This is a genomic window from Mycobacterium sp. 29Ha (assembly GCF_032883055.1).
In the GTDB taxonomy this organism is placed as follows: Bacteria; Actinomycetota; Actinomycetes; order Mycobacteriales; family Mycobacteriaceae; genus Mycobacterium; species Mycobacterium gallinarum.
The window spans coordinates 119,858-142,693 of sequence record NZ_JAMQTI010000003.1; the positions used below are offsets into that span (position 1 = coordinate 119,858).

Below are 22,836 nucleotides of genomic sequence, written 5' to 3' on the forward strand. Positions count from 1 at the left end.
ATGTCAGCGGGTCGTTGATCGCGACTCCGACGGCCACCAAGTGTGATGCGTATAAAGATGTATGTATCCGTCCAACGTCAGACTGCGGACTAACGCCCCAAGCAGTAGCAGTGCCATGAAGTTCCGCAGCGTGATTGCACAACCTGTGCCAATCTTCTGGAATGCCGCTTCGTCTACTGGAGACTATCGCCGTTAACTACTCCATCCGAGACATCGAATTGGGTCGCGGCGGCACTGTGCTCTACGCGCCAACATGGGAAAATCGACGGGTCGGTTGTGTCGATGTCGGCGGCGGTTTCACCGGAAGCTTTGATCTGCCCGGCCGCCCCACAGCCATCGCCGTCAGTCCCGACGAACGCACGGCCATGGTCCCGGCTACCCAGCGCGAACCGGAGGGCGAACGCGGAAAGGTCTACGTCGTCGACCTCACCACCCATCGGGTGACCGCCACACTGCCCGTAGGTAACGCACCCGGGTCCGCCGCATTCAGCCCGGACGGCAGTAGAGGGTACGTCAGCACCTACGACACGGAGGAACACGGCGGCGGCAATGTCTACGTCTTCCGGACGGAGGACTGGTTATTACTCGCGACGATAGCCGTCGGCGAGTACGCGCACTCGGTTGCGCTCAGCCCGGACGGCCGCCGCGTGTTCACGTCCTGCAACTTCGCGCGTGGCAGCCTCGCCATCATCGATGCGGACACGAACCAGCTCTCCGGATACGTCACGGGTATGGGAGGCGATCCGACTGGGGTAGCGGTGAATCCGAACGGCATACTGGTGTACGTCGCATCGCTGGCGGACAAGCATGTAAACATCGTCGACACGAGCACGGGAACATCCACCGAGTGGATCGATGTCGGGTTCGACCCGCACAGTCTGGTCATCAACGAGTGGCGCGCTGAGATGTACGTCGCTCACAACCGACACCTTCCGAGCGCGAGCGGTCTCGTGATCGTCATCGACCTCCATACCCACCAAGTTGTTCAACGCGTCGATGTCGACGGCCACGCGGGGGGCATGGCCGTCAGCTCCGACGGCCGACGGCTGTATTGCGCAACTACGCCAACCGAGGTTAGAGATCGAATCTGTGTCTTCGCTATCGACTAGCGATCGCAGGTCCAAACCAGTGCGCTCCGCCTCTTGAGCTGGCGCATTTTCCTCGAAGATGGGCAGATGGTCGCGTGCGAGTTCCGGTCGACGAAGAGGCCTTCGGGACTGGCAGAAACCCCGGCGGTTACGTAAGGAGTTCGAACCTCGTAGGCTCCACTCAGACACTCGATACCCCACGCGCGCAAGCAATTAAGGCCTCGGCGTGACTGGCACACTCGGCTGCAGCGTCGGCGGCTCCTCCGTTGGTGGACGCCGCAGGATCGAGAACGCCACCGCTCCCCCGGCCAGCACCCCGACTCCGAGGACGGCGAGCAGCAGCGGGCGCCTACGGCGACGGCCGCGCGCCTTTTGCAGCGCCTCCGGCAGGTTGGCCACCACCTCCTGGGCGGCGGCGAGTTCGGACGCGATGGTGTCTTGCGCGGCCGCCAGCTCTTGGCGGAGCTGATCCTTGAGCCGGCTGCGGCGATAGACATCGCCGATCCACGCGGCGGATGACTGTGCTCCGTCTACGCCGAGGCCCAACGCTCCCCTGGTGACGTCGACCGGACCCACTGCCGAATATTTGAGGCCGCGGGACAACCGCTGCCCGGGGGTCAGGCGGATCTCGGTCTTCGCGCGCATAGTGCACCTCTCTGGCGGCCAACGGGAGTCGATACCAGACTGCCACGCAGCGCTAGCCAGCGGTGCCCGTTGAGCGTTCATGGCGGCGTGGCACACTGGCATCCCGTGACGAGCCCCATACAGACAGCGACCGCGACGCTGCACACCAATCGTGGTGACATCAAAATCGCGCTGTTCGGAAATCACGCACCCAAGACCGTCGCCAACTTCGTGGGACTGGCGCAGGGCACGAAGGACTACAGCACCGGTAACGCCTCAGGCGGATCGTCGGGCCCGTTCTACGACGGCATGGTCTTCCACCGGGTCATCGACGGGTTCATGATCCAAGGCGGCGATCCGGAGGGCAGCGGCCGCGGCGGCCCGGGCTACGAGTTCGCCGATGAGTTTCACCCCGAGTTGCAGTTCGACAAGCCGTACCTGCTCGCCATGGCGAACCGGGGTCCGGGGACCAACGGCTCGCAGTTTTTCATCACGGTCGGCAAGACGCCGCACCTGAATCGCAAGCACACCATCTTCGGTGAGGTCGTGGACCCGGAGTCGCAGAAGGTGGTCGACGCGATCGCGACGACAGCTACCGATCAGCGCGACCGGCCGACCGATCCAGTGGTCGTGGAGTCCATCACCATCGCCTGAGTTTCAGGAGCCGGCGAAGCCGGCCGCGGTCAGCGCGTCCAGCACGTGCAGTGGGTCTGTGCCCAGATCCCATCGGGTGAACACAAGTAGCCGGTCATCGACGGTGTCGATCTCCAGCAGCCGCGTCTTTCGCCCGATGCGGCGGAACTCGGTGATCCGGATGAGCTTGATATCGGCGTGCCGCAGCTCGGTTTCTCCCATCCGACCGCGGCTGACGAGGACGTCATTCTTGATTGCCAGCTTGGGTCGCGCACGCCACGACAAGCTTGCAAACACAATTAACCCGACCGCGGCAATGCCAACTAGGACACGTCCCGGCGGGTCTGTGATCAGCGTCACAGCGCCCACAGCCAAGATAAGGCCGCCTACGCCGAGGGCCGCGATGCCGAGCGTGGGTGGACTCCACTCAGTTTGCTGCACGGCTCGCTAACACCCTTTTACCGTTGCTAATGACGTTATCCACAAGTGCTATCCCCAATGGGGATGAATAACAACGGTGTGATCTGGTGACCGGGAGGTTGCTAAACGGGTAACGCGCGGAAGCGTGGATGAATTCATACCGCTCGTTGTATTACTCAGCGCCAGCGCATGGTGAGCAAGAGCCCACTGATCATGAAGGCAAACGCGATCGCGTAGTTCCACGGGCCGAGATCCGCGAGGAAGGGGATCGCGGAGGACGCCAGCTGGAACACCAGCAGCCAGATCAGACCGATGAGCATCAGGCCGACGAAGAACACCACGAACCAGGTGCTGGACGGTCCGGCCTTCACCTTGACCGGGGTCCGGCTCACCGGGCTGATCGTGAAGTCGTTCTTCTTGCGAACCTTGGACTTGGGCATGCGTACCTTCGGGACAGACGGCGTCACACGGTGCGACGATGTACCTAGCCTATCGCAGGCACCACCTCCAGGAGACACGCCAATGGCGCCCAGGTCGAAGTCCGTGTGGCGGTTCGGCGTGCCCGTGGTCTGCCTCCTGGCCGGGCTTCTGCTGGCTGCGACCCACAATGTGTCCGACGGTGGCGAGATCAGACGCAGCGATGCGCCCCGGTTGGTCGACCTCGTGCGCGAAGCACAACAGTCGGTGGATCGACTGACCGCAGAACGTGACTCGCTGGCGAGCACCCTGGACACCCATCACGGCGGCTCGCCAGGGGCAGACGCGGCATTGGCCGCGATCACCAAGCGGTCGGCCCAACTGGCCGTCGAGGCCGGCCTGGAACCGATGCGCGGGCCCGGCCTGGTGGTGACGCTGAACGACGCGCAGCGCGACGCTGAGGGCCGCTTCCCCCGCGACGCAACCCCGGACGACCTCGTCGTGCACCAGCAGGACATCGACGCCGTGCTCAACGCGCTGTGGAGTGCGGGCGCCGAAGGCATCCAGATGCAGGACCAGCGGATCATCGGCACCTCGGCGCCGCGTTGTGTGGGCAACACGCTGCTCCTCAACGGACGGACCTACAGCCCGCCGTACGTCATCACCGCGATCGGCGACGCGGAAGTCATGCAGGACGCCCTGGCCGCCGCGCCGTTGGTCACGCTGTACCGCCAGTACGTGGTCCGGTTCGGGCTCGGCTACACCGAGGAGCCACGGACGCAGGTCGACCTGGTGGGCTACCGCGAGCCGGTGCGGATGAAGTTCGCCAAGCCCGCGGGACCCGTCGGCTACTGACCCGGCGAAAGACCGGTAACCTGGCCTTATGCGTGTCCTCGTCGTCGACAACTACGACAGCTTCGTGTTCAACCTCGTCCAGTACCTGGGCCAGCTCGGGGTGGACGCCGAAGTCTGGCGCAACGACGACGACCGGCTGGGCACCGAGGACGACATCGCCAAGGTGGCGGCGACGTACGACGGGGTGCTCCTCTCCCCCGGCCCCGGTACCCCCGAACGTGCGGGCGCGTCGATCCCCCTCGTGAAGGCCTGCGCGGCGGCCGCGACGCCGCTGCTCGGCGTGTGCCTGGGCCACCAAGCGATCGGCGTGGCGTTCGGTGGCACCGTCGACCGTGCGCCCGAACTGCTGCATGGCAAGACCAGCACGGTGCACCACTCCAATAGCGGTGTGCTGCAAGGTCTTCCGGATCCTTTCACCGCCACGCGCTATCACTCGCTGACCATTCTCCCCGAGACGATGCCGGCCGAACTCGAAGTGATCGCCCGCACCGAGGGTGGCGTGGTCATGGGCGTGCGGCACGTCGAATTGCCCATTCACGGTGTGCAATTCCACCCCGAGTCGATCCTGACCGAGGGCGGGCACCGCATGCTGGCCAACTGGTTGGGCTACTGCGGCGCCGCGCCGTCCGAGACCCTCGTCCGTCGGCTGGAGGACGAAGTTGCGACCGCCGTCGCCGCCGCTACGACGCGAAGCTCAGCGTGATCCGGCTGTCGTAGTTCACAGCGGTCCCCGCGGACGGGCTCTGGGTCACCACGGCGTTGGTGCGCTGACCGCTGTTCTGCACGTCGCCGCCGCGGTCCAGCACGCCCGTCCAGCCGAGGGCACGCATTCGCGGCTCGGCGTCGGTCCAGAACTGGCCGCGTAGGTCCGGCATGATGAACTGGTTGCCGCGCGAGACCTGCAGCTGGATCACCGTATCGACCGGAACGGTTTGTCCCGCAGGCGGATTGGTGCCGATCAATTGACCGGCCGGAAGGGTGCTGTCCACCTGAACCGGGACGGTAGTGGTGAAGCCCGACGCGGTGAGGATCTGTACCGCGCTGTCCTGCGATTGGTCTTTCACGTCAGGGACGGGACGCGTCTCGGGGCCCGCGCCCAGCACGATCGTGATCTCGTTGGTGATCGCCGACGTCTGGTTGACCGGCGGATTGGTGCCGAGCACCTTGTCCTTCATCTCCGGTGTCGACGGCGACGACGACGGCCTGAAGTTCTCGAAGCCCGCGTCGGCGAGCTTCTCGACGGCGTCGTCGTAGCTGAGGTTCCTGACGTCGGGGATCTCACGCTGCTCGGGGCCGGTGGACACATTGATGGTGATCTCGTCGCCGGCGTCGACCGACGCGTTGGCGGCTGGGTCGGTGCCGATGACATGGTCGGGAGGCACGTTGGAGTCGGGCTTCTGCAGCGTGCGGGTTCTGAACCCGCGGTTCTGCAACTCGGCGATCGCGTCGGCGGACACCTTGCCGCTGACGTCGGGCACCTGGACGGCGCGGGTGCTGCCGCCGAAGGTGTTGATCGCCAGCGTCACCAGTACGGTTAGCACGGCGAGCACTGCCACCGCGATCAGCCAGCGGCCGACCGAGCCGCGCCGCTCCCGCTCGATGTACCGGGGCTGCGCTCGCCCGACGGGGTCGATCGGCTCGGTCTGGTGGTCGCCCGGCGCGGCTGACATCAACGAGCTGCGCTCGGCGTCGGTGAACACCTTGGGTGCGTCGGGCTGCTCGCCGCTGTGCACCTTCACCAGATCGGTGCGCATCTCCGCCGCCGTCTGGTACCGGTTGTCAGGGTTCTTTGCGAGGGCCTTGAGGACGACGGCGTCCAACTCGGGGGAGATGCCTTCGTGGCGCTGTGACGGGGGTATCGGGTCCTCGCGGACGTGTTGATAGGCCACGGCGACCGGTGAATCACCGACGAAAGGTGGTTCGCCGGTAAGGATTTCGTACAGGACGCAGCCCAGCGAGTACACGTCGGAGCGGGCGTCGACCTTCTCGCCGCGCGCCTGCTCGGGGGACAGGTACTGCGCGGTGCCGATCACGGCGGCGGTCTGGGTGACGTTGTTGGCGTCAGCGAGCGCGCGCGCGATGCCGAAGTCCATCACCTTCACCGCGCCGGTGTTGCTGATCATGATATTTGCGGGCTTGACGTCGCGGTGAATGATCCCGTGCTGGTGGCTGAAGTTCAGCGCCTGGCACGCATCGGCGATCACCTCGATGGCCCGACGCGGCTCCATCGGCCCCTCGGTGTGCACGATGTCGCGCAGCGTGACGCCCTCGACATACTCCATCACGATGTAGGGGAGCGGGCCGTTGGGCGTCTCCGCCTCACCGGTGTCGTAGACCGCGACAATGGCGGGGTGGTTCAGCGCGGCGGCGTTCTGCGCCTCCCGTCGGAACCGGAGATAGAAGCTCGGATCGCGGGCGAGGTCTGCGCGCAGCACCTTGACGGCGACGTCGCGGTGCAACCGCTGATCGCGCGCCAAATGGACTTCGGACATGCCGCCGAAGCCCAGGATGTCGCCGAGTTCGTACCGGTCGGACAGGTGTTGCGGGGTTGTCATTGCAATGTCTGTTCTGGCGTTGATGAGGACCGTGTGCCCTGCGGCTCGGAGAGCGGAGGCATCACCTGCACCGTTGCCGGGGACGCGATCGCATTGAGTCGGGTTACCCCGAATTCTGCCCCACCATCGCCGACACCTGCCTGCCCGGGCCGTTCCGGCATCGCTGTCGGCGAGAAGGGCGTGGTCTCGGTGATCGTGTCGGTGATCGTCGGCGGCGGTGTCTGCTCCTGGTCCTTGCGGTCCTGAGCGTTGAGCACGATCAGAATCGCGATGACGATGGCCAGCGCACCGAGCACGCCGGCCGCCCACAGCAGCGCCCGCTGGCCCGAGGAGAACGTGCCGCGAGACGGCGCCGGGGGAGGGCGATGGCTTCCGGTGGCCGGACGGGGCCGGGCGGCGGTGACCGGGGAACGCGTGCTCAGATCCGCGGCGGCGCGAGCCTGCGCGGCCGAGGGCACGGCCGCGGGGGTGGCCCGGCCGAGTGCCGGCGCCTGGTTCGGCCGCGGGGGACGCCGCCCCGAGCGGACCGCGGCGACCGCGTCGGCGAACAGCCCGCCGGACCGATACCGCATACCCGGATTCTTGACCAGGGTGATCTCGATCAGCTCGCGCACGTTGGGCGGCAGATCGGCGGGCAGCGGCGGAGGCGTCTCCTTGATGTGCTTCATCGCGACGGTCAGCGCACCGTCTCCGGTGAAGGGCCGCTTGCCCGAAACAGACTCGTAGCCAACGACTCCCAGTGAGTACACGTCGCTGGCCGCGGTGGCGTCATGGCCGAGCGCCTGCTCGGGGGCGATGTACTGGGCAGTGCCCATCACCATGCCGGTCTGGGTGACCGGGGCGGCGTCGACGGCCTTCGCGATGCCGAAGTCGGTGAGTTTCACCTGACCGGTCGGCGTGATCAGGATGTTGCCCGGCTTGACGTCACGATGTACCAGCCCCGCGGTGTGGGCGACCTGCAGCGCCCGGCCGGTCTGCTCGAGCATGTCCAGCGCATGGCGCAGCGAGAGCCGGCCGGTCCGCTTGAGCACCGAGTTCAGTGGCTCGCCGTTGACGAGTTCCATCACCAGGTAGGCGGTCCGGCCCTCACCGTCCATGTCGGTTTCGCCGTAGTCGTACACGCTGGCGATACCGGGGTGGTTGAGCATCGCCACGGTGCGCGCCTCGGCGCGGAACCGTTCGACGAACTCCGCGTCCTCGGAGTACTCGGCCTTGAGGACCTTGACCGCGACGCGGCGGCCCAGCCGGGAGTCGATACCTTCCCAGACCTGGCCCATGCCGCCGGTGGCGATGAGCCGCTGCAGCCGGTAACGGCCGGACAGCGTCACTCCAACGCGCGGGCTCATGTTCCCTCCCGCAGAGCTGCGGCGATCGTGGCCCGCCCGATCGGCGCGGCCAGCGCCCCTCCGGTGGCGGACAAGCGGTCGCCCCCGTCCTCGACCAGCACGGCGACGGCGACCTTGGGTGCCTGCGCCGGGGCGAATGCGATGTACCAGGCATGCGGTGGGGTGTTGCGCGGATCGGTACCGTGCTCCGCCGTGCCGGTCTTCGAAGCGATCTGCACGCCGGCGATGGCTCCCTTCTGCTGCGTGACCTGCTCAGCGGCGACCATCAGATCCGTCAGTGTATCGGCGACCTCCTGCGACACCGCCCGCCGCTCTTCCTGCGGCGCCGCTGAACCGATATTGGCAAGGTCGGGTCCCTTAAGGCTATCGACCAGGTACGGACGCATCGTCACCCCGTCGTTCGCGATGGTCGCGGCCACCAATGCGTTCTGCAACGGCGTCACCGCGACGTCCTTCTGCCCGATGCTCGACATGCCCAGCGCGGCGTCGTCGGGAATCGGTCCCACGGTCGACTCGGCGACCTGCAGCGGAATCATCGGGGGCGGGGTGTCCATCCCGAAGGACTGCGCCGCGGATCGCACGGCATCCGTTCCCGCGTCCAAGCCGAGCTCGACGAATGCCGTGTTGCACGACTTTGCGAAGGCCTGACGCAGCGTGGTCGTCGGGCCGGGACCACACGTGGAGCCGTCGAAGTTCTCCAGGGTCGCGGTGCTGTCCGGCAACGGGATTCGCGCCGCGGTCGTCACCTGGGTGTTCTCGTTCGCGCCGGTTTCGAGTGCCGCCGCGGTGGTGATGACCTTGAATGTCGATCCGGGCGGATAGGTTTCGGAGATCGCACGGTTCAGCAGCGGTGCTTCGGGATCGTCGCGCAGCCGTTGCCAGGCGGCCGACTGTTCCTCCAGGTTATGGGTGGCCAGCAGATTGGGATCGTAGGACGGCGACGACACCATTGCGAGGATCTTGCCGGTGGACGGCTCGAGTGCTACCACCGAGCCCTTGCACGGGCCGTCGCAGCCGTCCTTCATCGCGTCCCAGGCCGCTTGTTGCACTTGGGGTTTGATGGTGGTGTCGACGTTCCCGCCGCGCGGGTCACGGCCGGTGAAGAAGTCGGCGAGCCGCCGCCCGAACAGGCGTTGATCCGACCCGTTGAGCACGGTGTCCTCGGCGCGCTCGAGTCCGGTGCTCGAGTACTGCAGTGAGTAGAACCCGGTGACGGGCGCGTAGGCGTACGGATTGGGATACACGCGAAGGAAGCGGAACCGGCCGTTGGTCGACACCGAATACGCCAGCAGCTGGCCGCCCGCCGAGATCTGGCCGCGCTGACGCGAGTACTCGTCGAGCAGCACCCGCTGGTTGCGCGGATCCGACCGCAGGCCGTCCGCGGTGAATACCTGGGTGAGCGTGGCGTTGGCCAGCAGCAGCACGACGAGGACCATGACCGAGACGGCGATGCGGCGCAGTGAGGTGTTCATACCTTCTCGATCACCTCGGTGCTCACCGCCGCGATCGGGGTCGCGGACTGCGGGCTGGTGACGATGGGGCGCCGTGCGGAATGGGATATCCGGACCAGGATCGCCAGCAGCAGATAGTTGGCCAGCAGTGACGACCCGCCGTAGGACAACCACGGTGTGGTGAGACCGGTCAACGGGATCAGCTTCGTCACGCCGCCCACGACGATGAACAGCTGGATCGCCAGCGTGGATGCCAACCCGGCGGCCAGCAGCTTGCCAAAGCTGTCGCGCACCGCGATCGCCGTGCGAAGGCCGCGGATGATCAGGATGGTGTAGAGCATCAGGACGGCTGCCAGGCCCACCAGACCGAGTTCCTCACCGATGGCTGCGATGATGAAATCGGTCGACGCGGCCGGCACCGTGCCAGGCTGCCCGTTGCCCAGACCGGTACCGAAGATCCCGCCCGTGGCGAAGCTGAACATCGCCTGCACCATCTGGTAGCCGGCGCCCTCGGGGTCGGCGAACGGGTCCAGCCAGTTTTGTACGCGAACCTGGACGTGACCGAAAAGGTGATATGCCGCAACGCTTCCCGCGGCGAACAGTGCCAGGCCGATGACCACCCAGCTCAGCCGGTCGGTTGCGATGTAAACCATCACCAGGAAGGACGCGAACAGCAGGAGCGAGGTGCCCAGGTCCTTCTCGAAGATCATCACGCCGATCGACGCGATCCATGCCGCCAGCAGTGGCGCGAGGTCGCGGGGCCGGGGCAGGTCCATGCCGAGGAAGTGCTTGCCCGCGCTGGTGAACACGCTGCGCTTGGACACGAGGACCGAGGCGAAGAAGACGAGCAGCAGGATCTTCGAGAACTCGGCCGGCTGAATGGAGAAGCCCGGCAACCGAATCCAGATCTTCGCGCCATTCTGCTCGGACATCGAGCTGGGCAGGACCGCCGGGATGATCAGCAGGACCAGACCGGTGAGCCCACACACGTAGCCGTAGCGCGCGAGCATGCGATGGTCCCGCAGAAAGATCACGATGAGCGAGAAGCCGACGACGCCCAGGAGGGTCCACAGCATTTGCTGGTCGGCGGTACCGCCGAGGCCGCGCTGGATCTGCACGCCTTCGGCGAGGTCCAGACGGTGAATCATCACCAGCCCCAACCCATTCAGCAGCGCGACGACGGGGAGGAGCAGTGGGTCGGCGTACGGCGCGAACCGTCGCACCGCGAGATGCGCACCGGCGAACAGCGCCAGATACGCGACGGCGTACTGCGCCAGATCCCAACGCAGGCCCTGTTCCTGATTGGCCTCGACGAGCAGCAGCGCGACCGTGGTGATGACCGCGGCGAAGCCGAGCAGGAACAACTCGGCGTTGCGCCTGTTCGGAAGCGGGGGAGTGACGGCCACCGGTGACTGCGGCTGGGTGGTCATGACAATTCCCGGCAGTCCGTCCCGGGTACCTGCGGTGGCGGGGGGAGCGCGGTGACGGTCGGAGACGGTGGGGGTGGAGGGGTGGGCGGTGGGGCAGGGGACGACGTTTCGGGCGACTGGGGAGTGTCCGATCCGGGAGCGGGAGGCGGCTTCGAAACCGTCCGCGGGGTTTCCGGCGCCGGTGTCGAGCTGCGTTCGCTCGGCTGGCCTGCGGTCGTGCTAGTTGGTGGATTGTTAGGCAGCCCAGGAGAATTCGACGGATCCGGCGAATGCGGGACAGCCGTGGTGCGCGGTGACGGCGACGGAGTGGTGGGCGGCGGCGGGCAGACCGGCAACACCGAACCCTGGGCGAGCTTGTTGATCTGGCCGATGGCGTCGTCTTCGGAACCGGTGGGCAGACCCGCTTCCACCTGAGCCCGGTCGGCCTGCTTCAGGTCTGTGACGCGAAAAAGCTGGCAGCCTGACGGCGATTGGCCCGGTGCGATGAGGTTGAGATCGTTGCGGGCGGTCAGGCAACCGTGCCGGTAGGTTTCCTGCATCGCGACGCCGAGGATCGACCCGGGTATGCCGCGCATGATCGACACGGTGCCGTCGTGCGCGGCGACGTAGTAGTTGCTGCGCACGACCTCGCGGCCGATGACCAGACCGGCTACGACCACCAAAATCAAAAGCGCGGCGGCGATGAACATTCGCCGCCGCGATCTCGGTGCACGAACCGGCTCCTCTGGAGGGGGTTCCACCCGCTTGGCCACATTGCGGCGCGGGTTGAATGCCGACGCGCGGCCCGCTGCCGTGTTGGGCGGCGCGGTCTGATCGTCATCACCGGAGACCGCGCCGGCGAGAATCGGCTGGGTCTGGCCGTAGTCGTAGTCGACGACGTCGGCCACCACGACCGTCACGTTGTCGGGTCCGCCGCCCCGCAGGGCCAATTCGATTAGGCGGTCCGCACTTTCGGCCGTGTCGGGGATCTGCAGCGCTTCGAGGATGGTGTCGTGGCTGACCGGATCGGACAGCCCGTCGGAGCACAGCAGGTAACGGTCCCCGGCCCTGGCCTCGCGCATGATCAGGGTGGGCTCGACCTCGTGACCGGTGAGCGCGCGCATGATCAGCGACCGCTGCGGATGGCTGTGCGCCTCCTCGAGCGTGATGCGGCCCTCGTCGACCAGTGTCTGGACGAAAGTGTCGTCCTTGGTGATCTGGGTCAGTTCACCGTCGCGCAGCAGATAGCCGCGGGAGTCGCCGATGTGGACAAGGCCAAGACGATTGCCCGCGAACAGGATCGCGGTCAACGTGGTGCCCATGCCTTCGAGCTCGGGGTCCGCCTCGACCTGCGCGGCGATGGCGGAGTTCCCCTCCCGGACCGCGGTGTCGAGCTTGCTCAGCAGGTCGCCGCCGGGTTCGTCGTCGTCGAGATGGGCCAGCGCCGCGATCACCAGCTGCGAGGCGACCTCGCCGGCCGCGTGACCACCCATGCCGTCGGCCAGCGCGAGCAGCCGCGCACCCGCGTAAACGGAGTCCTCGTTGTTAGCGCGGACCAGGCCGCGGTCGCTGCGCGCGGCGTATCGAAGCACCAGTGTCACGGGCGCAGCTCAATTACCGTCTTGCCGATTCGAACCGGCGTCCCCATCGAAACGCGTACCGCAGTCGTCACCTTGGCCCTGTCGAGGTATGTGCCGTTGGTCGATCCTAGGTCTTCTACGTACCATTCCGAACCTCGACGGGACAGCCTTGCGTGCCGTGTCGAGGCGTAATCGTCGGTGAGAACCAGAGTTGAGTCGTCGGCGCGGCCGATCAGCACCGGCTGGGTGCCCAAGGTGATGCGCGTTCCCGCGAGCGCTCCCTCGGTGACCACCAGCTGCCGTGCCACGTTCCGGCGGCCGCGGTTGGGCAGCAGCGAGCCCCGCAACGGCAGTCCCCGTCGCACCATGACTGCTCCGGTCGGTGCATAGATGTCGGTCCTCAGGATCCGCAGCACCGACCAGATGAACAACCACAGAAGCAACAGGAAGCCGACGCGTGTCAGTTGCAGTACCAACCCCTGCATCTGACGTCCTCTCCGTCCCCATTCGTTTCCGTCGCATCGACAACCAAATCGAAGTCGCCACCTTCGGCAACGTCACGATACTTGGACGGCCAGCTGCATGGGGAGAAGCCGACAGCTTCTCCCGGTTGAGGGCCGGCCGCATCGGCCGAGCCTCAGTGCACGCGAACGACGATCTCCGAATGGCCCAGCCGGATGACATCGCCGTCGGCGAGCTGCCACTCCTGGACCGGTGCGTTGTTGACCGTCGTGCCGTTGGTCGAGTTGAGGTCGGCGAGCAGGGCGACCTGGCCGTCCCAGCGGATCTCCAGGTGCCGGCGGGAGACGCCGGTGTCGGGCAGGCGGAACTGAGCGTCCTGTCCGCGACCGATCACGTTCGCGCCTTCACGCAGCTGATAGGTCCGGCCGCTGCCGTCGTCGAGCTGCAGCGTGACGGTGGCGCCGGCAGCGGGGTAGTCACTCTGCCCGTAGCCGTAGCCGCCGCCCGCGGGCTGGCCGTAGTCGTATCCGCCCTGGGCTTCGCCGTAGCCGGGCTCGGCGTAGCCGGCACCGCCCTGGTCGTAGCGCCCGTAGTCGGGCTGGCCTCCGTAGCCCTGGTCCTGACGGCCGTAGGCCTGCCCGCCGTAGCCGCCCTGATCGGGATAGCCGCCTTGGTCGGGGTAACCGCCCTGATCGGGATAGGACGGGCGGCCGTAGCCACCGTCGTCGGGCCGCGATGGCGCAGGCGGACGGCCGTAGTCGTAATCACTCGCGGGCGGCTGGTAGCCCTGCTGCTGGCCACCTGGGGGCGGGCCGTAGCCGCCGGGTGCGGGTGCTTGACGGTAGCCCTGATCCGGGTATCCGCCGCCGCCCTGGGGTGGGCCGTAGCCGGCAGGCGGCCGCTGCTCGTATGACGGCGGTGGGTAGCCCCCCTGGTCCGGGTAGCCGCCCTGGTCGGGGTAGCCGCCCTGGTCGGGATATCCACCTTGGTCGGGATAGCCGCCCTGGCGCGGTGGGTAGCCCGCGTCGCGCTGGGGCGGGTAGCCGCCCTGCTCCTGCGGCGGGTAGGGGCCGCGGGGATCCTGTCCGCGGTCGTCTGGCCGGCCGTATCGGTCGTCGTAGTACTCGTCGCCGGGCCGCCCCTGAGCCTGGCCGCCATATTGCGTCGGGTTGTCGCTCATCGGTACTCCTGATTCTGCGTTGGACGAAAGGTCTCGGGGTGGTGAGGCGGGATCGCCACTGGTGGAGTCGGGATTGACCGCCCCCCGCGCGCGAAATTGTCCGGTGTGCAGGCTGGATGATTGTTCGAACCTGACGACCACATCACCATACGTTTGCCATCCCTGCTCATGGATGTATCCCTCCAAGTGCTTGGCAAAAGTCGTTGGTGTGAGGTCCGGGTCGGCACTCACCTTCTGATAGTCAGGCACACTGAGGGTAATGACGTAGTCGTTTGGCGCCAAAACTCGCCCGGCGGCCAATTCACGCGCACCGGTCTCTGCCTCGCGCCGAAGCATCGCCTCGACCTCTTGCGGAACGATCGATCCGCCGAATACCCGGGCGAATGCGTCGCCAACGGTCGACTCGAGCTTTCGCTCAAAACGGTCGACCAGACCCATATCACCGCCTACCTCATTTGTTGTCGGTCGCCTTGCCGGTGACCGGGGTGCGCACCCTGCTGTTCACACGCGTGTCGCCTGGCCACCACCCTTGTCTGCATGGTATCGGCCCGGCACGTCGGCGCGTGACCAATGGAATTCTGAGAATTGAAACCCAGCAGGTCAGCGGCGTTTGTCCGGAAGACGTCCCGGCCCCGAGCACCGCATCGGCACGGTTGGGGAGCACGGTGTTGTGCGTGATAGTCTTCCCCGGTTGTTGGGGCGAGTGGCGGAATGGCAGACGCGCTGGCTTCAGGTGCCAGTGTCCTTCGGGACGTGGGGGTTCAAGTCCCCCTTCGCCCACAATGAGCGGTTCTACGAACTGCGACCACAAAGGTCACGAACCAGAAATGGTTCGTGACCTTTGTGTTTGTCGGGACTCGCCTTATTTCTCGGTAAATCGGGCCCTGCGGGGGGACTTACCCGACTGAATCCCGGAAACCGGTAACAGCTCGCCTGAAGCCGCGGGCGAGAAGTAACCGCGGTCTGCATCCGGACAACACCATCCGCGGTCCGGGCTTGTGCGTCACCACCTGCGCCTCCTGAACCTGGCAATCCCCTACGCCGGACGAGCTGCCGCTTCGACTTGCCATTCGGCACGTGCGACGAGCTCATCGAAGGTGACGATCTCTGGTTCGTGGAGGTTGCGTCGAAACAGCTCGAAACTTCGAAACTTGTCTGCGATGGGGCCGCCGGCAGAACCGGTGAGTTGGTCCAGCCTGCCTGCGATTACGAAGGAGCGGGGGTGGAGCAGGAACGCGCCGGACTGCAATATTTCCCCGTCTTTGGAGGTGTCCTGCAAGTAGTCGCCGATATCGCGGCACGCCAGATGAACTGTCTGTTGGATCTGAATGACCGCCCCAGACAGTTCGGTCGACGGCGTCCAGCAACCCGACCGATACTCGCTGTCAACCAACGGGGTGTGATGGTGCTTGATCTCTGCAAAGGCGAGGGAGCGAATGACGCCGGCCGTACGCAGGAGCGCATCGGTTCGCTTGCCCACGCCGCTGATACTGCGCCCGACGACGGTCTGTTCGAGCTGCCGGCTATCCCAGGCTGTCAGGAGCTGACCACCCAACCCGATGCCGAGAACCCAGGGGTTCTCTTCTAGAAGACGCTGCCATGCCCGTTCCGGCCCGCGTGCCTCGGCCGCGGCCACAGCGAATTCTTCGTCATCGGTGAGCCAGCGGCGCATCATCTCAGCTACCAGCTTGCGACGCTGAAGCGCGATGACGTCGTCGGCCTCCGCATCGGTTTCGATGAGGGCCCGGAACTTCTCCGGATCCTGCGAATAGAGGCTGCTGACAGCGGTGGGGTCGGCAAATAGGTCACGCAGGAGTTGATCGTCGACGTAGACGGATGCGTCACCTTCCACCGGGATCGCGTCGACGGCGCGCAGCATGTCGATCAGGCGGGTGGCCTGGTCGCGATCGAGCTCAAGCACAGTCTCGAGTTTGGTGGCATCGCCATTGGTGGGGACCTTCTGGACGCGAAGCTTGCGCACCGCCCCCCGATCGCGGGCAATTTGCAGCTGGAGTTGCTTGCGGCCAGCAGGCGTTGTGAAAACCACGTCGTTCGTCCATTCCCATTGATCATCGTCGGCTGCAGCGACCTCATCGAACACGCGATAGATGTACCGGGACGGATGGCCGGCGTCGCGGCCGAACTGCGCAAGGAAGCTACGCGTTGCGTAGGTCCGTGTCGGCAAGCGGCCTTCGGCGTAGGTCACTTCGTTGGGGTCCGCAGGGGTTACAAATTCGTACATCGGCGACCCAACCCTTCAGTGCCTCCGCGACACGGCGGCGAAGCGATCATCGGACCACCTGCAGACGCTGATAGCCGACATCAGCCGTCGCCTGCGCGGCCGGTACATCTGTGGCTGGCGTCGCACAGCCCAGTTCAACGCCAAACGTCAATGCGCGCACTTCCTCGACCGGCACGTGTAGGTCCGCGGCAATGTGCCGAGCGAAAACGTTGCTCGGCGAACCCAATATCTGCGGGAACACCCGAGACATCTCGTGGGCAGCCATTCCACCCGGCTCACTGCTACGAAATCCCCGCGCGGACAACTCAATACATGTATTCCGATAGGCCCAATCGGTCATCCGGCCTGCGGCGTGTGTCGCGTAAGCCAGAGCCATCGCCGACACCTTGAACTGGTCTCGCACCCGCAGCAACTCGGCCAGAGACGGATTACTTCGCAGGTACTCAGGGATCGCATCAAGAGGAACGAGGAACTCCGATGCGAACGCATCAGCCTCACGTTCCTGCGCGGCGTCGTCGCATGCGGCAGCCGGGTGCAGGACCAAATGCCCCAGCTCGTGCGCAACGTCGAATCGCATTCGCTCAGGCGACCGCCGTCGAGACAAGAAAATGTACGGCCGCGCGGTGTGCCATGCCGAGTAAGCATCGACTTCTTCGGCGATCGGCGGCAGCGTGTATACCCGCACTCCGCGTGATTCGGCCAACTGCACCGCATTTGGAAGTGGCCGGGTTCCCAGTCCCCACTGAGCACGCACCAGCCGCGCTGCCAATCGCGGATCCATCTCCGGGTGCGCCGGCACGTCAACCGTGGGAAGAACAAACCGCTGGGAGATCCAGCGATCGACCTCGATCCCGATTGCACCAGCTGCTACCGCCGCATTGCGGCTCCTCGCCGTGGCCCGTCGTGCAGCGCGAAAGCTGACCGACGCTACCTCGATCTCAGGCGCGTTGGCAGCTGTGAAAAACGACGCTGGAAACTCCAACAGACGTGCCAACGCATCCACGGATTCCCTCGGCGCATCACCAGATTCATACCTCGTGATTGTGCGTGGCGTCACCCCTAAAAGCCGAGCAAGATCGGCTTTAGTGAAGCCACGGCGAGCGCGGGCGATGCGGATGCGATCGGGATCGAGAAACCTGTCAGGAAGCACGGACGATCGTGAAGTCGACATCGTCGCCCCCCACGTCAAGAGGCCGCTTTATGGGCTCGGTCGAGTCGGGCTGGAACGGGTCAAGAATCACGCGGACATTCCAGCCGGTGAACTGACCCGTCTTGCGCTCCTCACCCTGCTCATCAATGCCGGCCGCGAATGACACTTCCGACCGTACGCCGTCTTCGGCTCGGTGATAGAGCAAGAACCACTGCCCCAAAGGCGGCGCATCATCGATTGATAAGGGTGCAACCGGCTCGCCGGGTATCAATGCTGCGACGCTAATCAACTCCAGTTGGCCGCGGATTGCGGCAATCGTGGCCGGTCCCCGACGGTAGGAGGCGCGAGGTCCTTCCAGCGAATCCACGTCCCCTGTTGCCTCGTCGCAGCCGACCACCGACAGTGTCACTTTCCCATCGGCGCGCTCCACAGTGGGACGGTTGAGCGCGTCCTTGGATTTCCAGTCCTGACCGCCCACCATGCCGCGACGAAGTCCACCAACGGTCCCAATCCATCTGGTCACACCGGCTGCACCGCGCGGATGAAACGTATCGATATCCGCTGCCCGCAGGTCGCCTAGTGAGACCGCCTGACGAATCACGCTGGTCGGAATTCCGAGAAGGAGCAGGTACTCGTCAGCCAGTTCAGGCGGCACGATCAAAGTGGACAATGCGGGCGTCGGATATGTCACGAAGGTGTCCTAACGACGGCGGACGGCCCTCACATTCTTGCACAAAACCAGACAATATAGAGGTCAGAACAATCATCTCGGCGTGTCGCGGCCAGTGATGAAACGCGAGCTCACAACCGTCACCGGACCACAACCTCGCGGAGTCGCTACTCGTGCACGTGCCAGCCGGCCTGATTGAACTTTTCGGCGGCGCTGCCGGCTGCCGCCGGGTGCAATGACTAGGCTCACCAGCGGATCAGGACACGAGATGGAGGACCGTGGCGAAGCACACCGGCCGGCTGGAACTGACCTGGACCGATAAGGATAAGGCCCTGCTATCCGCGGGCGACGGGCGATACGACTACACATTTACCGATCGCGACGACCCCCGCGTGCGTGAGGTTCGGCTCCTCCACGAAATAGAGCGCGTAGATGGTGGTTCCGCTGCAGATGGCCGGCCGGATGACCTCCCACCGCCTACAACTGACAACCTCCTCATTACGGGCGACGCTATGCACGCACTCGACGCGCTCGCAAAGACACCTGAGTGGGCAGCCAAGTACCTCGGTTCGGTGAAGCTGGTGTACATCGATCCGCCATTCAACACGCAACAGGCATTCCCAAGTTCGCACTACGAGGACAACATCGAGCACTCGATCTGGCTGACCATGATCCGCGATCGGCTGCTGCAGATGAAACCGTTGCTCGCGAAGAATGGGTCCATTTGGGTTCACTTGGACGACGTGGAAGTGCACCGCTGCCGCAGCGTTCTTGACGAGGTCTTCGGTTCGGACAACTTCGTCGCCGAAGTCGTATGGCAGAAAGCGGATTCCACCCGAAACGACGCCGCGCAACTGTCGGTGGATCACGACACAATCCTCGTCTATCGGGCGTCCGCGGAGTGGCGGCCCGAACGGCTCCCCCGGACACCCGAGTCGGATGCGCGCTTCAGCTCACCAGACGGAGACCCGTTGCCGTGGTTCGACGACAACCCGTCTGCTCCGGGCGCCCGAACGCACCAAGGAATGGTCTACGCGGTACAGCATCCGATAACGGGTGAGCTTGTATATCCAGCTCGTGGTCGGTGTTGGTGGACGGAACAAGCCCAGATCCTCGCAGCTGTGAGCGAGTACGCGGCATACGAGCTGCGTGACATCGACGATTCAGCCAAGCGCGCGGACCTCTGCGGTGTCCCGGTGGACGAAGTTCGATCTGGCGTTTGTGGTGTCATGCTCGCCGAGCCGCTTGAGATCGCACGGGAGCGCGCGCTTGCACGGTACAACGCGGGAACCTGGCCAGCCATCGTGTTGCGCTCCGGTGGCGAGGGCGGGTTCGGACGCAAAGCATATGTGCCGAATCAGGGGCTCGCACCGTCGACATGGTGGTCGAACGGTGCTGTCGGGCACAACCGTGAAGCAAAGGCCGAGATCAAAGCGATGTTCTCCGAAGTCAACCCTTTCCCTACCCCCAAGCCGGAACGGCTGCTTGAACGGATTCTTACCATCGGGACACGCCCCGGAGACCTCGTGCTCGACTGCTACGCCGGTTCAGGAACGACAGCTGCCGTGGCGCACAAGATGGGCCGCCGCTGGGTGACCAGCGAGCTGCTGCCCGCAACCATGGAGACGTTCACGAAGCGGCGATTGGTGCGCGTAGTGGCCGGCACCGACCCAGGCGGTGTCACCGTGTCAGTGGAACGTGTGGATGCGACTGCGGATGGCCTTCCAGGCATGACTCCGAAGGAGGCTCAGGAGTTCAATCGACTGCTCGGAAAGGTGATCAAGGACCGCGATGACCTCCACGTCCCGACGGTCCGAGCCCTCAAAGCTGCGACGAAGACACGGGATAAGAAGACCATGAATTGGGTTGGAGGTGGCGGGTTCACCCATCTCGTCGTTGGTCCGTCGATGTATGAGGTCGACGATGACGACGGCGACACCTACATGTCGGCGGCGGCCGTCAACGGCGAATGGTCGAAGGCGGTTGCAGCGCAGCTCAAGTTCACGCTGACCCCTGACCACCCAGTCTTCTGCGGAATCCGTGGGCGCCAACGTCTCGCAGTGATCGACGGTGTGGCCGATGAGGTTGTGGTGCGTACGGTGGTCGAGCACCTGCAGGACAAGGAGAGGGCGGTCCTGGTGGCGAAGGTGGTACTGCCTGATGCTCAAGCCCTACTTGCCGAGTTGTCACCGGGCTCGCGGATGAAGAAGGCACCCCGGGACCTATTCCCGCGAAGGGTGGTGAAATGAGATGGCTGTGAACTTCACCTTCGACGATGCGCTGATCGACGAAATATCGGCGCGTTTCGATCTGCGGGACCCCAATCGACACGCGCTCGAAGCGGTCGTCCAGGCACTCGCCGCGGATGGCTGCACCGACCAGTTTCCCGAGTTGGTGGCCGACCTCGCCACCGGCGTGGGAAAGACCTACCTGATGTCGTCGCTAGTGGACTACGCCGCAGCGCAGGGAGTCCGCCATGTCCTCGTGGTCACCCCAGGCAGCGTCATCCAGAACAAAACGCTCGCAAATTTCGACGCCGCAAGCACGAAGTACGTCGCCGGCGCCGAGCACGCACCCGTGGTCATCACGCCCGACAACTACCGGTCTGCGAGCATCGCCGCTGCCTTGCGTGACAACGCGGAACTAAAGGTGTTCGTGTTCAACGTCCAGCAGCTAATCCGGCCAACGGACAGAGTATCGCGGAGAATTCGGGCGACCGACGAGAACCTCGGGGATGACCTCTACGCGTACCTAGAAGGGGCAGACGACCTGCTCGTTATTGCCGACGAGCACCACATTTACCACGAGAGAGCCGCGGCGTTCTCGGCGGCGATCCGCGAGTTGAACCCTCGCGCGCTAATAGGCCTAACCGCCACCCCGGCCACCTCCGATCTCGGCAAGGTGTGCTTCCAGTACACCCTCGGCGCAGCTATCGCCGACGGTTACGTCAAGACCCCGGTGATCGTGCACCGGACGGACGGCACAAAGGACGAACGGACTCAACTTGCCGATGCATGCCACTTACTGAGGAAGAAGGAAGACGCCTATCTGAGCTTCCTGCAAACCCGGCCGGACTTGCCGCCGGTCAGGCCGATCCTGTTCGTCGTGTCCACCTCGATCGACCATGCCAACGAGGTCTCGCAGCTCCTCGCCCAAGACGGTTTTATCGGCAATGGCGGCGCAGTTCTCACGATCACCTCGCAGTCCTCCGACGAAGCGCTTACTGCGTTGGCGGCCTGCGAATCACAGGACTCACCGATCCGCGCCATCGTGAGTGTGAACATGCTCCGGGAAGGTTGGGACGTCCGCAACATCGCGGTCATCGTTGCGCTTCGACGACTCGCTTCCCAGGGGTTGACCGAGCAGATCCTCGGCCGGGGCCTACGCCTGCCGTTCGGTTCTCTGACTGGGCTGTCCACGGTCGACCAGATCGACCTAGTCGCCCACGACTCCTATCAGCAGTTACTTGCACAGAAGGACGTGTTGCGCGAGCGCATAGAAACTCCACCAGCTCAGATTGAGGTCGACGAGCATGGCGCCGCCACCACGGCTGGGGTCCTGAACCCGCTCGATGACGCAATGCCGCGTATCTCGCCCGACGGAGCCGAGGAGTCTGGCCCGGAGAAGATCCGCGGCGACGACGAGTCAGACGAAGCCGCCCCTGGAATACCGCGTCCGCTGATCATCCTCGGCGAGGGCGACGACGGCGAGGCTGCGCTGTTCGTCATCCAGACCGAGGAACGAACAGGCACTCCGACGCCGCAGCCGATGTATCGCTGTGACGGAGCGCCGCAGGTAGTGTTCCCGCGGCGGCAATCGAGGATGACTTATGCCGCGTTCTCGCTGTCCGATATCCCGGATGGGGATGCACGGGCCGCCGGAGCCCGGTTCGTCGCCGAGGTGCCGACGTTCTTATCGCTAGACGCCTTGGTGGCCGAGCGCACGGATGACGACATAGTTATCACGATTCAGCCGCAGGACAACGTCGAGGCTCAACAGGCCCTGACTGGTATGGACACCATTCGGGAGGACCTTACAACGGCCATATTCAGGCAGGCCGCGGAGACCGCCTCCGAGAAGCGCGCTGCTCGCCGCATTACCGATGCTTTCCTCAAAGGCGCCGGCGTCGTGGACGGGACTGAGACCGCAGAGTGGGGTGAGAACCGCCGACAGCAGGCGATCAGCGGCATGAGTGCGCTGATCCGCACCGCATACGGTCGGCGTGCGCGGGAAATGAAGTATGACCTTGTCCCGGTGACACTTCCGATCGAGCCTGTCATCGTCGAATCGCCGCTCGACGCTCACAACGACCAGTTCGTCAAGCGCGTCCATTTCAGGGGATGGCAGCGCAATATCATGCCCACAGCTGAGTTCGACGCCGGAACGACAGAGTGGAAAATCGCTCACCTACTCGATCGAGACCCGGACATCGCATGGTGGCTGCGGCTGTATACAAACGGTCCCGCGTTCATCCCGACAACACAGGACGGGAACTATTTCCCGGACTTTATCGCCATCGACACAGCCGGGTCGTATTGGCTGATCGAGGGCAAGGCCGACCGGTCGGCGAACGACGCGGACGTCCTCCGCAAGAAGGAGACGGCGGAGACCTGGGCGCGGCAGGTCCGCGACTATGAAAAGGATTGCGGTGAATGGCATTACATGTTCGCCACGGAGTCGGCCATCAAGGCCGCCGGGTCGTGGGTGGCGCTCAAAGTCGTGACCGATCCCGAGTAGCTTTGCTCAAGGCCCCC

19 protein-coding genes and 1 tRNA gene are annotated in these 22,836 nt (G+C 65.0%); 7 read left to right on the forward strand and 13 right to left on the reverse strand.

What is annotated here, in order from left to right; all coding sequences use genetic code 11:
* Window positions 1-161 precede the first annotated feature (161 nt).
* Window positions 162-1,109, forward strand: coding sequence for a YncE family protein (locus tag M1248_RS05220; protein ID WP_317147745.1), 948 nt, complete (start codon window positions 162-164; stop codon window positions 1,107-1,109).
* Between the two features lie 192 nt (window positions 1,110-1,301).
* On the opposite strand, the gene cwsA is transcribed toward M1248_RS05220, so the two are convergent.
* Window positions 1,302-1,733, reverse strand: coding sequence for a cell wall synthesis protein CwsA (gene cwsA, locus M1248_RS05225; protein WP_163732630.1), 432 nt, complete (start codon window positions 1,731-1,733; stop codon window positions 1,302-1,304).
* Between the two features lie 105 nt (window positions 1,734-1,838).
* Between cwsA and M1248_RS05230 the strand changes: the two genes are divergently transcribed.
* Window positions 1,839-2,366, forward strand: a complete 528-nt coding sequence (locus M1248_RS05230) for a peptidylprolyl isomerase (RefSeq protein ID WP_163688787.1) — start codon at window positions 1,839-1,841, stop codon at window positions 2,364-2,366.
* A 3-nt stretch (window positions 2,367-2,369) separates the two neighbouring features.
* Here M1248_RS05230 and M1248_RS05235 read toward each other — a convergent pair whose 3' ends face one another.
* Window positions 2,370-2,786 carry a PH domain-containing protein gene (locus M1248_RS05235; protein ID WP_317147746.1) on the reverse strand — a complete coding sequence of 139 codons (417 nt, stop codon included), beginning with the start codon at window positions 2,784-2,786 and terminating at the stop codon, window positions 2,370-2,372.
* Window positions 2,787-2,941: 155 nt separating this feature from the next.
* Complete coding sequence (gene crgA, locus M1248_RS05240) at window positions 2,942-3,205, reverse strand: cell division protein CrgA (RefSeq protein ID WP_163737982.1); 264 nt, start codon at window positions 3,203-3,205, stop codon at window positions 2,942-2,944.
* Window positions 3,206-3,287: 82 nt separating this feature from the next.
* Here crgA and M1248_RS05245 point away from each other — a divergent pair, with 82 nt between their 5' ends.
* Window positions 3,288-4,037 (forward strand): DUF881 domain-containing protein, encoded by a 750-nt coding sequence (locus M1248_RS05245; RefSeq protein WP_163732636.1) that lies wholly within the window; start codon window positions 3,288-3,290, stop codon window positions 4,035-4,037.
* Window positions 4,038-4,065: 28 nt separating this feature from the next.
* Window positions 4,066-4,740, forward strand: coding sequence for an aminodeoxychorismate/anthranilate synthase component II (locus M1248_RS05250; protein ID WP_163732639.1), 675 nt, complete (start codon window positions 4,066-4,068; stop codon window positions 4,738-4,740).
* Here the strand turns inward: M1248_RS05250 and pknB are convergent.
* The 7 genes from pknB to M1248_RS05285 form a co-directional block, all read right to left on the reverse strand.
* Window positions 4,718-6,592 carry a Stk1 family PASTA domain-containing Ser/Thr kinase gene (pknB, locus tag M1248_RS05255; RefSeq protein WP_163732642.1) on the reverse strand — a complete coding sequence of 625 codons (1,875 nt, stop codon included), beginning with the start codon at window positions 6,590-6,592 and terminating at the stop codon, window positions 4,718-4,720. The genes M1248_RS05250 and pknB overlap by 23 nt on opposite strands.
* Window positions 6,589-7,938, reverse strand: a complete 1,350-nt coding sequence (locus M1248_RS05260) for a protein kinase domain-containing protein (RefSeq protein WP_317147747.1) — start codon at window positions 7,936-7,938, stop codon at window positions 6,589-6,591. The genes pknB and M1248_RS05260 overlap by 4 nt, the downstream gene beginning before the upstream one ends.
* Window positions 7,935-9,410: a D,D-transpeptidase PbpA gene (gene pbpA / locus M1248_RS05265; RefSeq protein ID WP_163732648.1), complete on the reverse strand. Its 1,476-nt coding sequence runs from the start codon at window positions 9,408-9,410 to the stop codon at window positions 7,935-7,937. Before pbpA ends, M1248_RS05260 begins: the two co-directional genes overlap by 4 nt.
* Window positions 9,407-10,819 carry an FtsW/RodA/SpoVE family cell cycle protein gene (locus M1248_RS05270; protein WP_317147748.1) on the reverse strand — a complete coding sequence of 471 codons (1,413 nt, stop codon included), beginning with the start codon at window positions 10,817-10,819 and terminating at the stop codon, window positions 9,407-9,409. The genes pbpA and M1248_RS05270 overlap by 4 nt, the downstream gene beginning before the upstream one ends.
* The gene (locus tag M1248_RS05275) at window positions 10,816-12,399 is read right to left on the reverse strand and encodes a PP2C family protein-serine/threonine phosphatase (protein WP_317147749.1); all 1,584 of its coding nucleotides are present in this window, start codon (window positions 12,397-12,399) and stop codon (window positions 10,816-10,818) included. Before M1248_RS05275 ends, M1248_RS05270 begins: the two co-directional genes overlap by 4 nt.
* On the reverse strand, window positions 12,396-12,863 hold the full coding sequence (locus M1248_RS05280) for an FHA domain-containing protein FhaB (RefSeq protein ID WP_163732657.1): 468 nt from the start codon (window positions 12,861-12,863) through the stop codon (window positions 12,396-12,398). Before M1248_RS05280 ends, M1248_RS05275 begins: the two co-directional genes overlap by 4 nt.
* 152 nt (window positions 12,864-13,015) lie before the next feature.
* Complete coding sequence (locus M1248_RS05285; protein ID WP_163732660.1) at window positions 13,016-14,458, reverse strand: DUF3662 and FHA domain-containing protein; 1,443 nt, start codon at window positions 14,456-14,458, stop codon at window positions 13,016-13,018.
* A 259-nt stretch (window positions 14,459-14,717) separates the two neighbouring features.
* On the opposite strand from M1248_RS05285, the gene M1248_RS05290 reads away from it, so the two are divergent.
* Window positions 14,718-14,800, forward strand: a tRNA-Leu gene (locus M1248_RS05290).
* 256 nt (window positions 14,801-15,056) lie between these two features.
* Here M1248_RS05290 and M1248_RS05295 read toward each other — a convergent pair.
* The 3 genes from M1248_RS05295 to M1248_RS05305 are packed head-to-tail and all read right to left on the reverse strand — an operon-like array spanning window position 15,057 to window position 18,103.
* Entirely contained in the window at window positions 15,057-16,262 is a 1,206-nt protein-coding gene (locus M1248_RS05295; protein ID WP_317147750.1) for a Shedu immune nuclease family protein, read from the reverse strand.
* A 46-nt stretch (window positions 16,263-16,308) separates the two neighbouring features.
* Window positions 16,309-17,433: an XRE family transcriptional regulator gene (locus M1248_RS05300; RefSeq protein WP_317147751.1), complete on the reverse strand. Its 1,125-nt coding sequence runs from the start codon at window positions 17,431-17,433 to the stop codon at window positions 16,309-16,311.
* Window positions 17,402-18,103 carry a hypothetical protein gene (locus M1248_RS05305; RefSeq protein ID WP_317147752.1) on the reverse strand — a complete coding sequence of 234 codons (702 nt, stop codon included), beginning with the start codon at window positions 18,101-18,103 and terminating at the stop codon, window positions 17,402-17,404. Before M1248_RS05305 ends, M1248_RS05300 begins: the two co-directional genes overlap by 32 nt.
* 491 nt (window positions 18,104-18,594) lie before the next feature.
* Between M1248_RS05305 and M1248_RS05310 the strand changes: the two genes are divergently transcribed.
* Window positions 18,595-20,331 carry a site-specific DNA-methyltransferase gene (locus M1248_RS05310; RefSeq protein WP_317147753.1) on the forward strand — a complete coding sequence of 579 codons (1,737 nt, stop codon included), beginning with the start codon at window positions 18,595-18,597 and terminating at the stop codon, window positions 20,329-20,331.
* A 1-nt stretch (window position 20,332) separates the two neighbouring features.
* Window positions 20,333-22,819 carry a DEAD/DEAH box helicase gene (locus M1248_RS05315; RefSeq protein WP_317147754.1) on the forward strand — a complete coding sequence of 829 codons (2,487 nt, stop codon included), beginning with the start codon at window positions 20,333-20,335 and terminating at the stop codon, window positions 22,817-22,819.
* Window positions 22,820-22,836 lie beyond the last annotated feature (17 nt).

Bases quoted from the DNA above. Each gene is read 5' to 3' on its own strand.
- M1248_RS05220 (WP_317147745.1), top strand. From the start codon at position 162: ATGCCGCTTCGTCTACTGGAGACTATCGCCGTTAACTACTCCATCCGA.
- cwsA (WP_163732630.1), bottom strand. From the start codon at position 1,733: ATGCGCGCGAAGACCGAGATCCGCCTGACCCCCGGGCAGCGGTTGTCC.
- M1248_RS05315 (WP_317147754.1), top strand. From the start codon at position 20,333: ATGGCTGTGAACTTCACCTTCGACGATGCGCTGATCGACGAAATATCG.
- M1248_RS05280 (WP_163732657.1), bottom strand. From the start codon at position 12,863: ATGCAGGGGTTGGTACTGCAACTGACACGCGTCGGCTTCCTGTTGCTT.
- M1248_RS05310 (WP_317147753.1), top strand. From the start codon at position 18,595: ATGCACGCACTCGACGCGCTCGCAAAGACACCTGAGTGGGCAGCCAAG.
- M1248_RS05295 (WP_317147750.1), bottom strand. From the start codon at position 16,262: ATGTACGAATTTGTAACCCCTGCGGACCCCAACGAAGTGACCTACGCC.
- M1248_RS05270 (WP_317147748.1), bottom strand. From the start codon at position 10,819: ATGACCACCCAGCCGCAGTCACCGGTGGCCGTCACTCCCCCGCTTCCG.
- pbpA (WP_163732648.1), bottom strand. From the start codon at position 9,410: ATGAACACCTCACTGCGCCGCATCGCCGTCTCGGTCATGGTCCTCGTC.
- M1248_RS05250 (WP_163732639.1), top strand. From the start codon at position 4,066: ATGCGTGTCCTCGTCGTCGACAACTACGACAGCTTCGTGTTCAACCTC.
- M1248_RS05300 (WP_317147751.1), bottom strand. From the start codon at position 17,433: ATGTCGACTTCACGATCGTCCGTGCTTCCTGACAGGTTTCTCGATCCC.
- crgA (WP_163737982.1), bottom strand. From the start codon at position 3,205: ATGCCCAAGTCCAAGGTTCGCAAGAAGAACGACTTCACGATCAGCCCG.
- M1248_RS05245 (WP_163732636.1), top strand. From the start codon at position 3,288: ATGGCGCCCAGGTCGAAGTCCGTGTGGCGGTTCGGCGTGCCCGTGGTC.
- M1248_RS05260 (WP_317147747.1), bottom strand. From the start codon at position 7,938: ATGAGCCCGCGCGTTGGAGTGACGCTGTCCGGCCGTTACCGGCTGCAG.
- M1248_RS05285 (WP_163732660.1), bottom strand. From the start codon at position 14,458: ATGGGTCTGGTCGACCGTTTTGAGCGAAAGCTCGAGTCGACCGTTGGC.
- pknB (WP_163732642.1), bottom strand. From the start codon at position 6,592: ATGACAACCCCGCAACACCTGTCCGACCGGTACGAACTCGGCGACATC.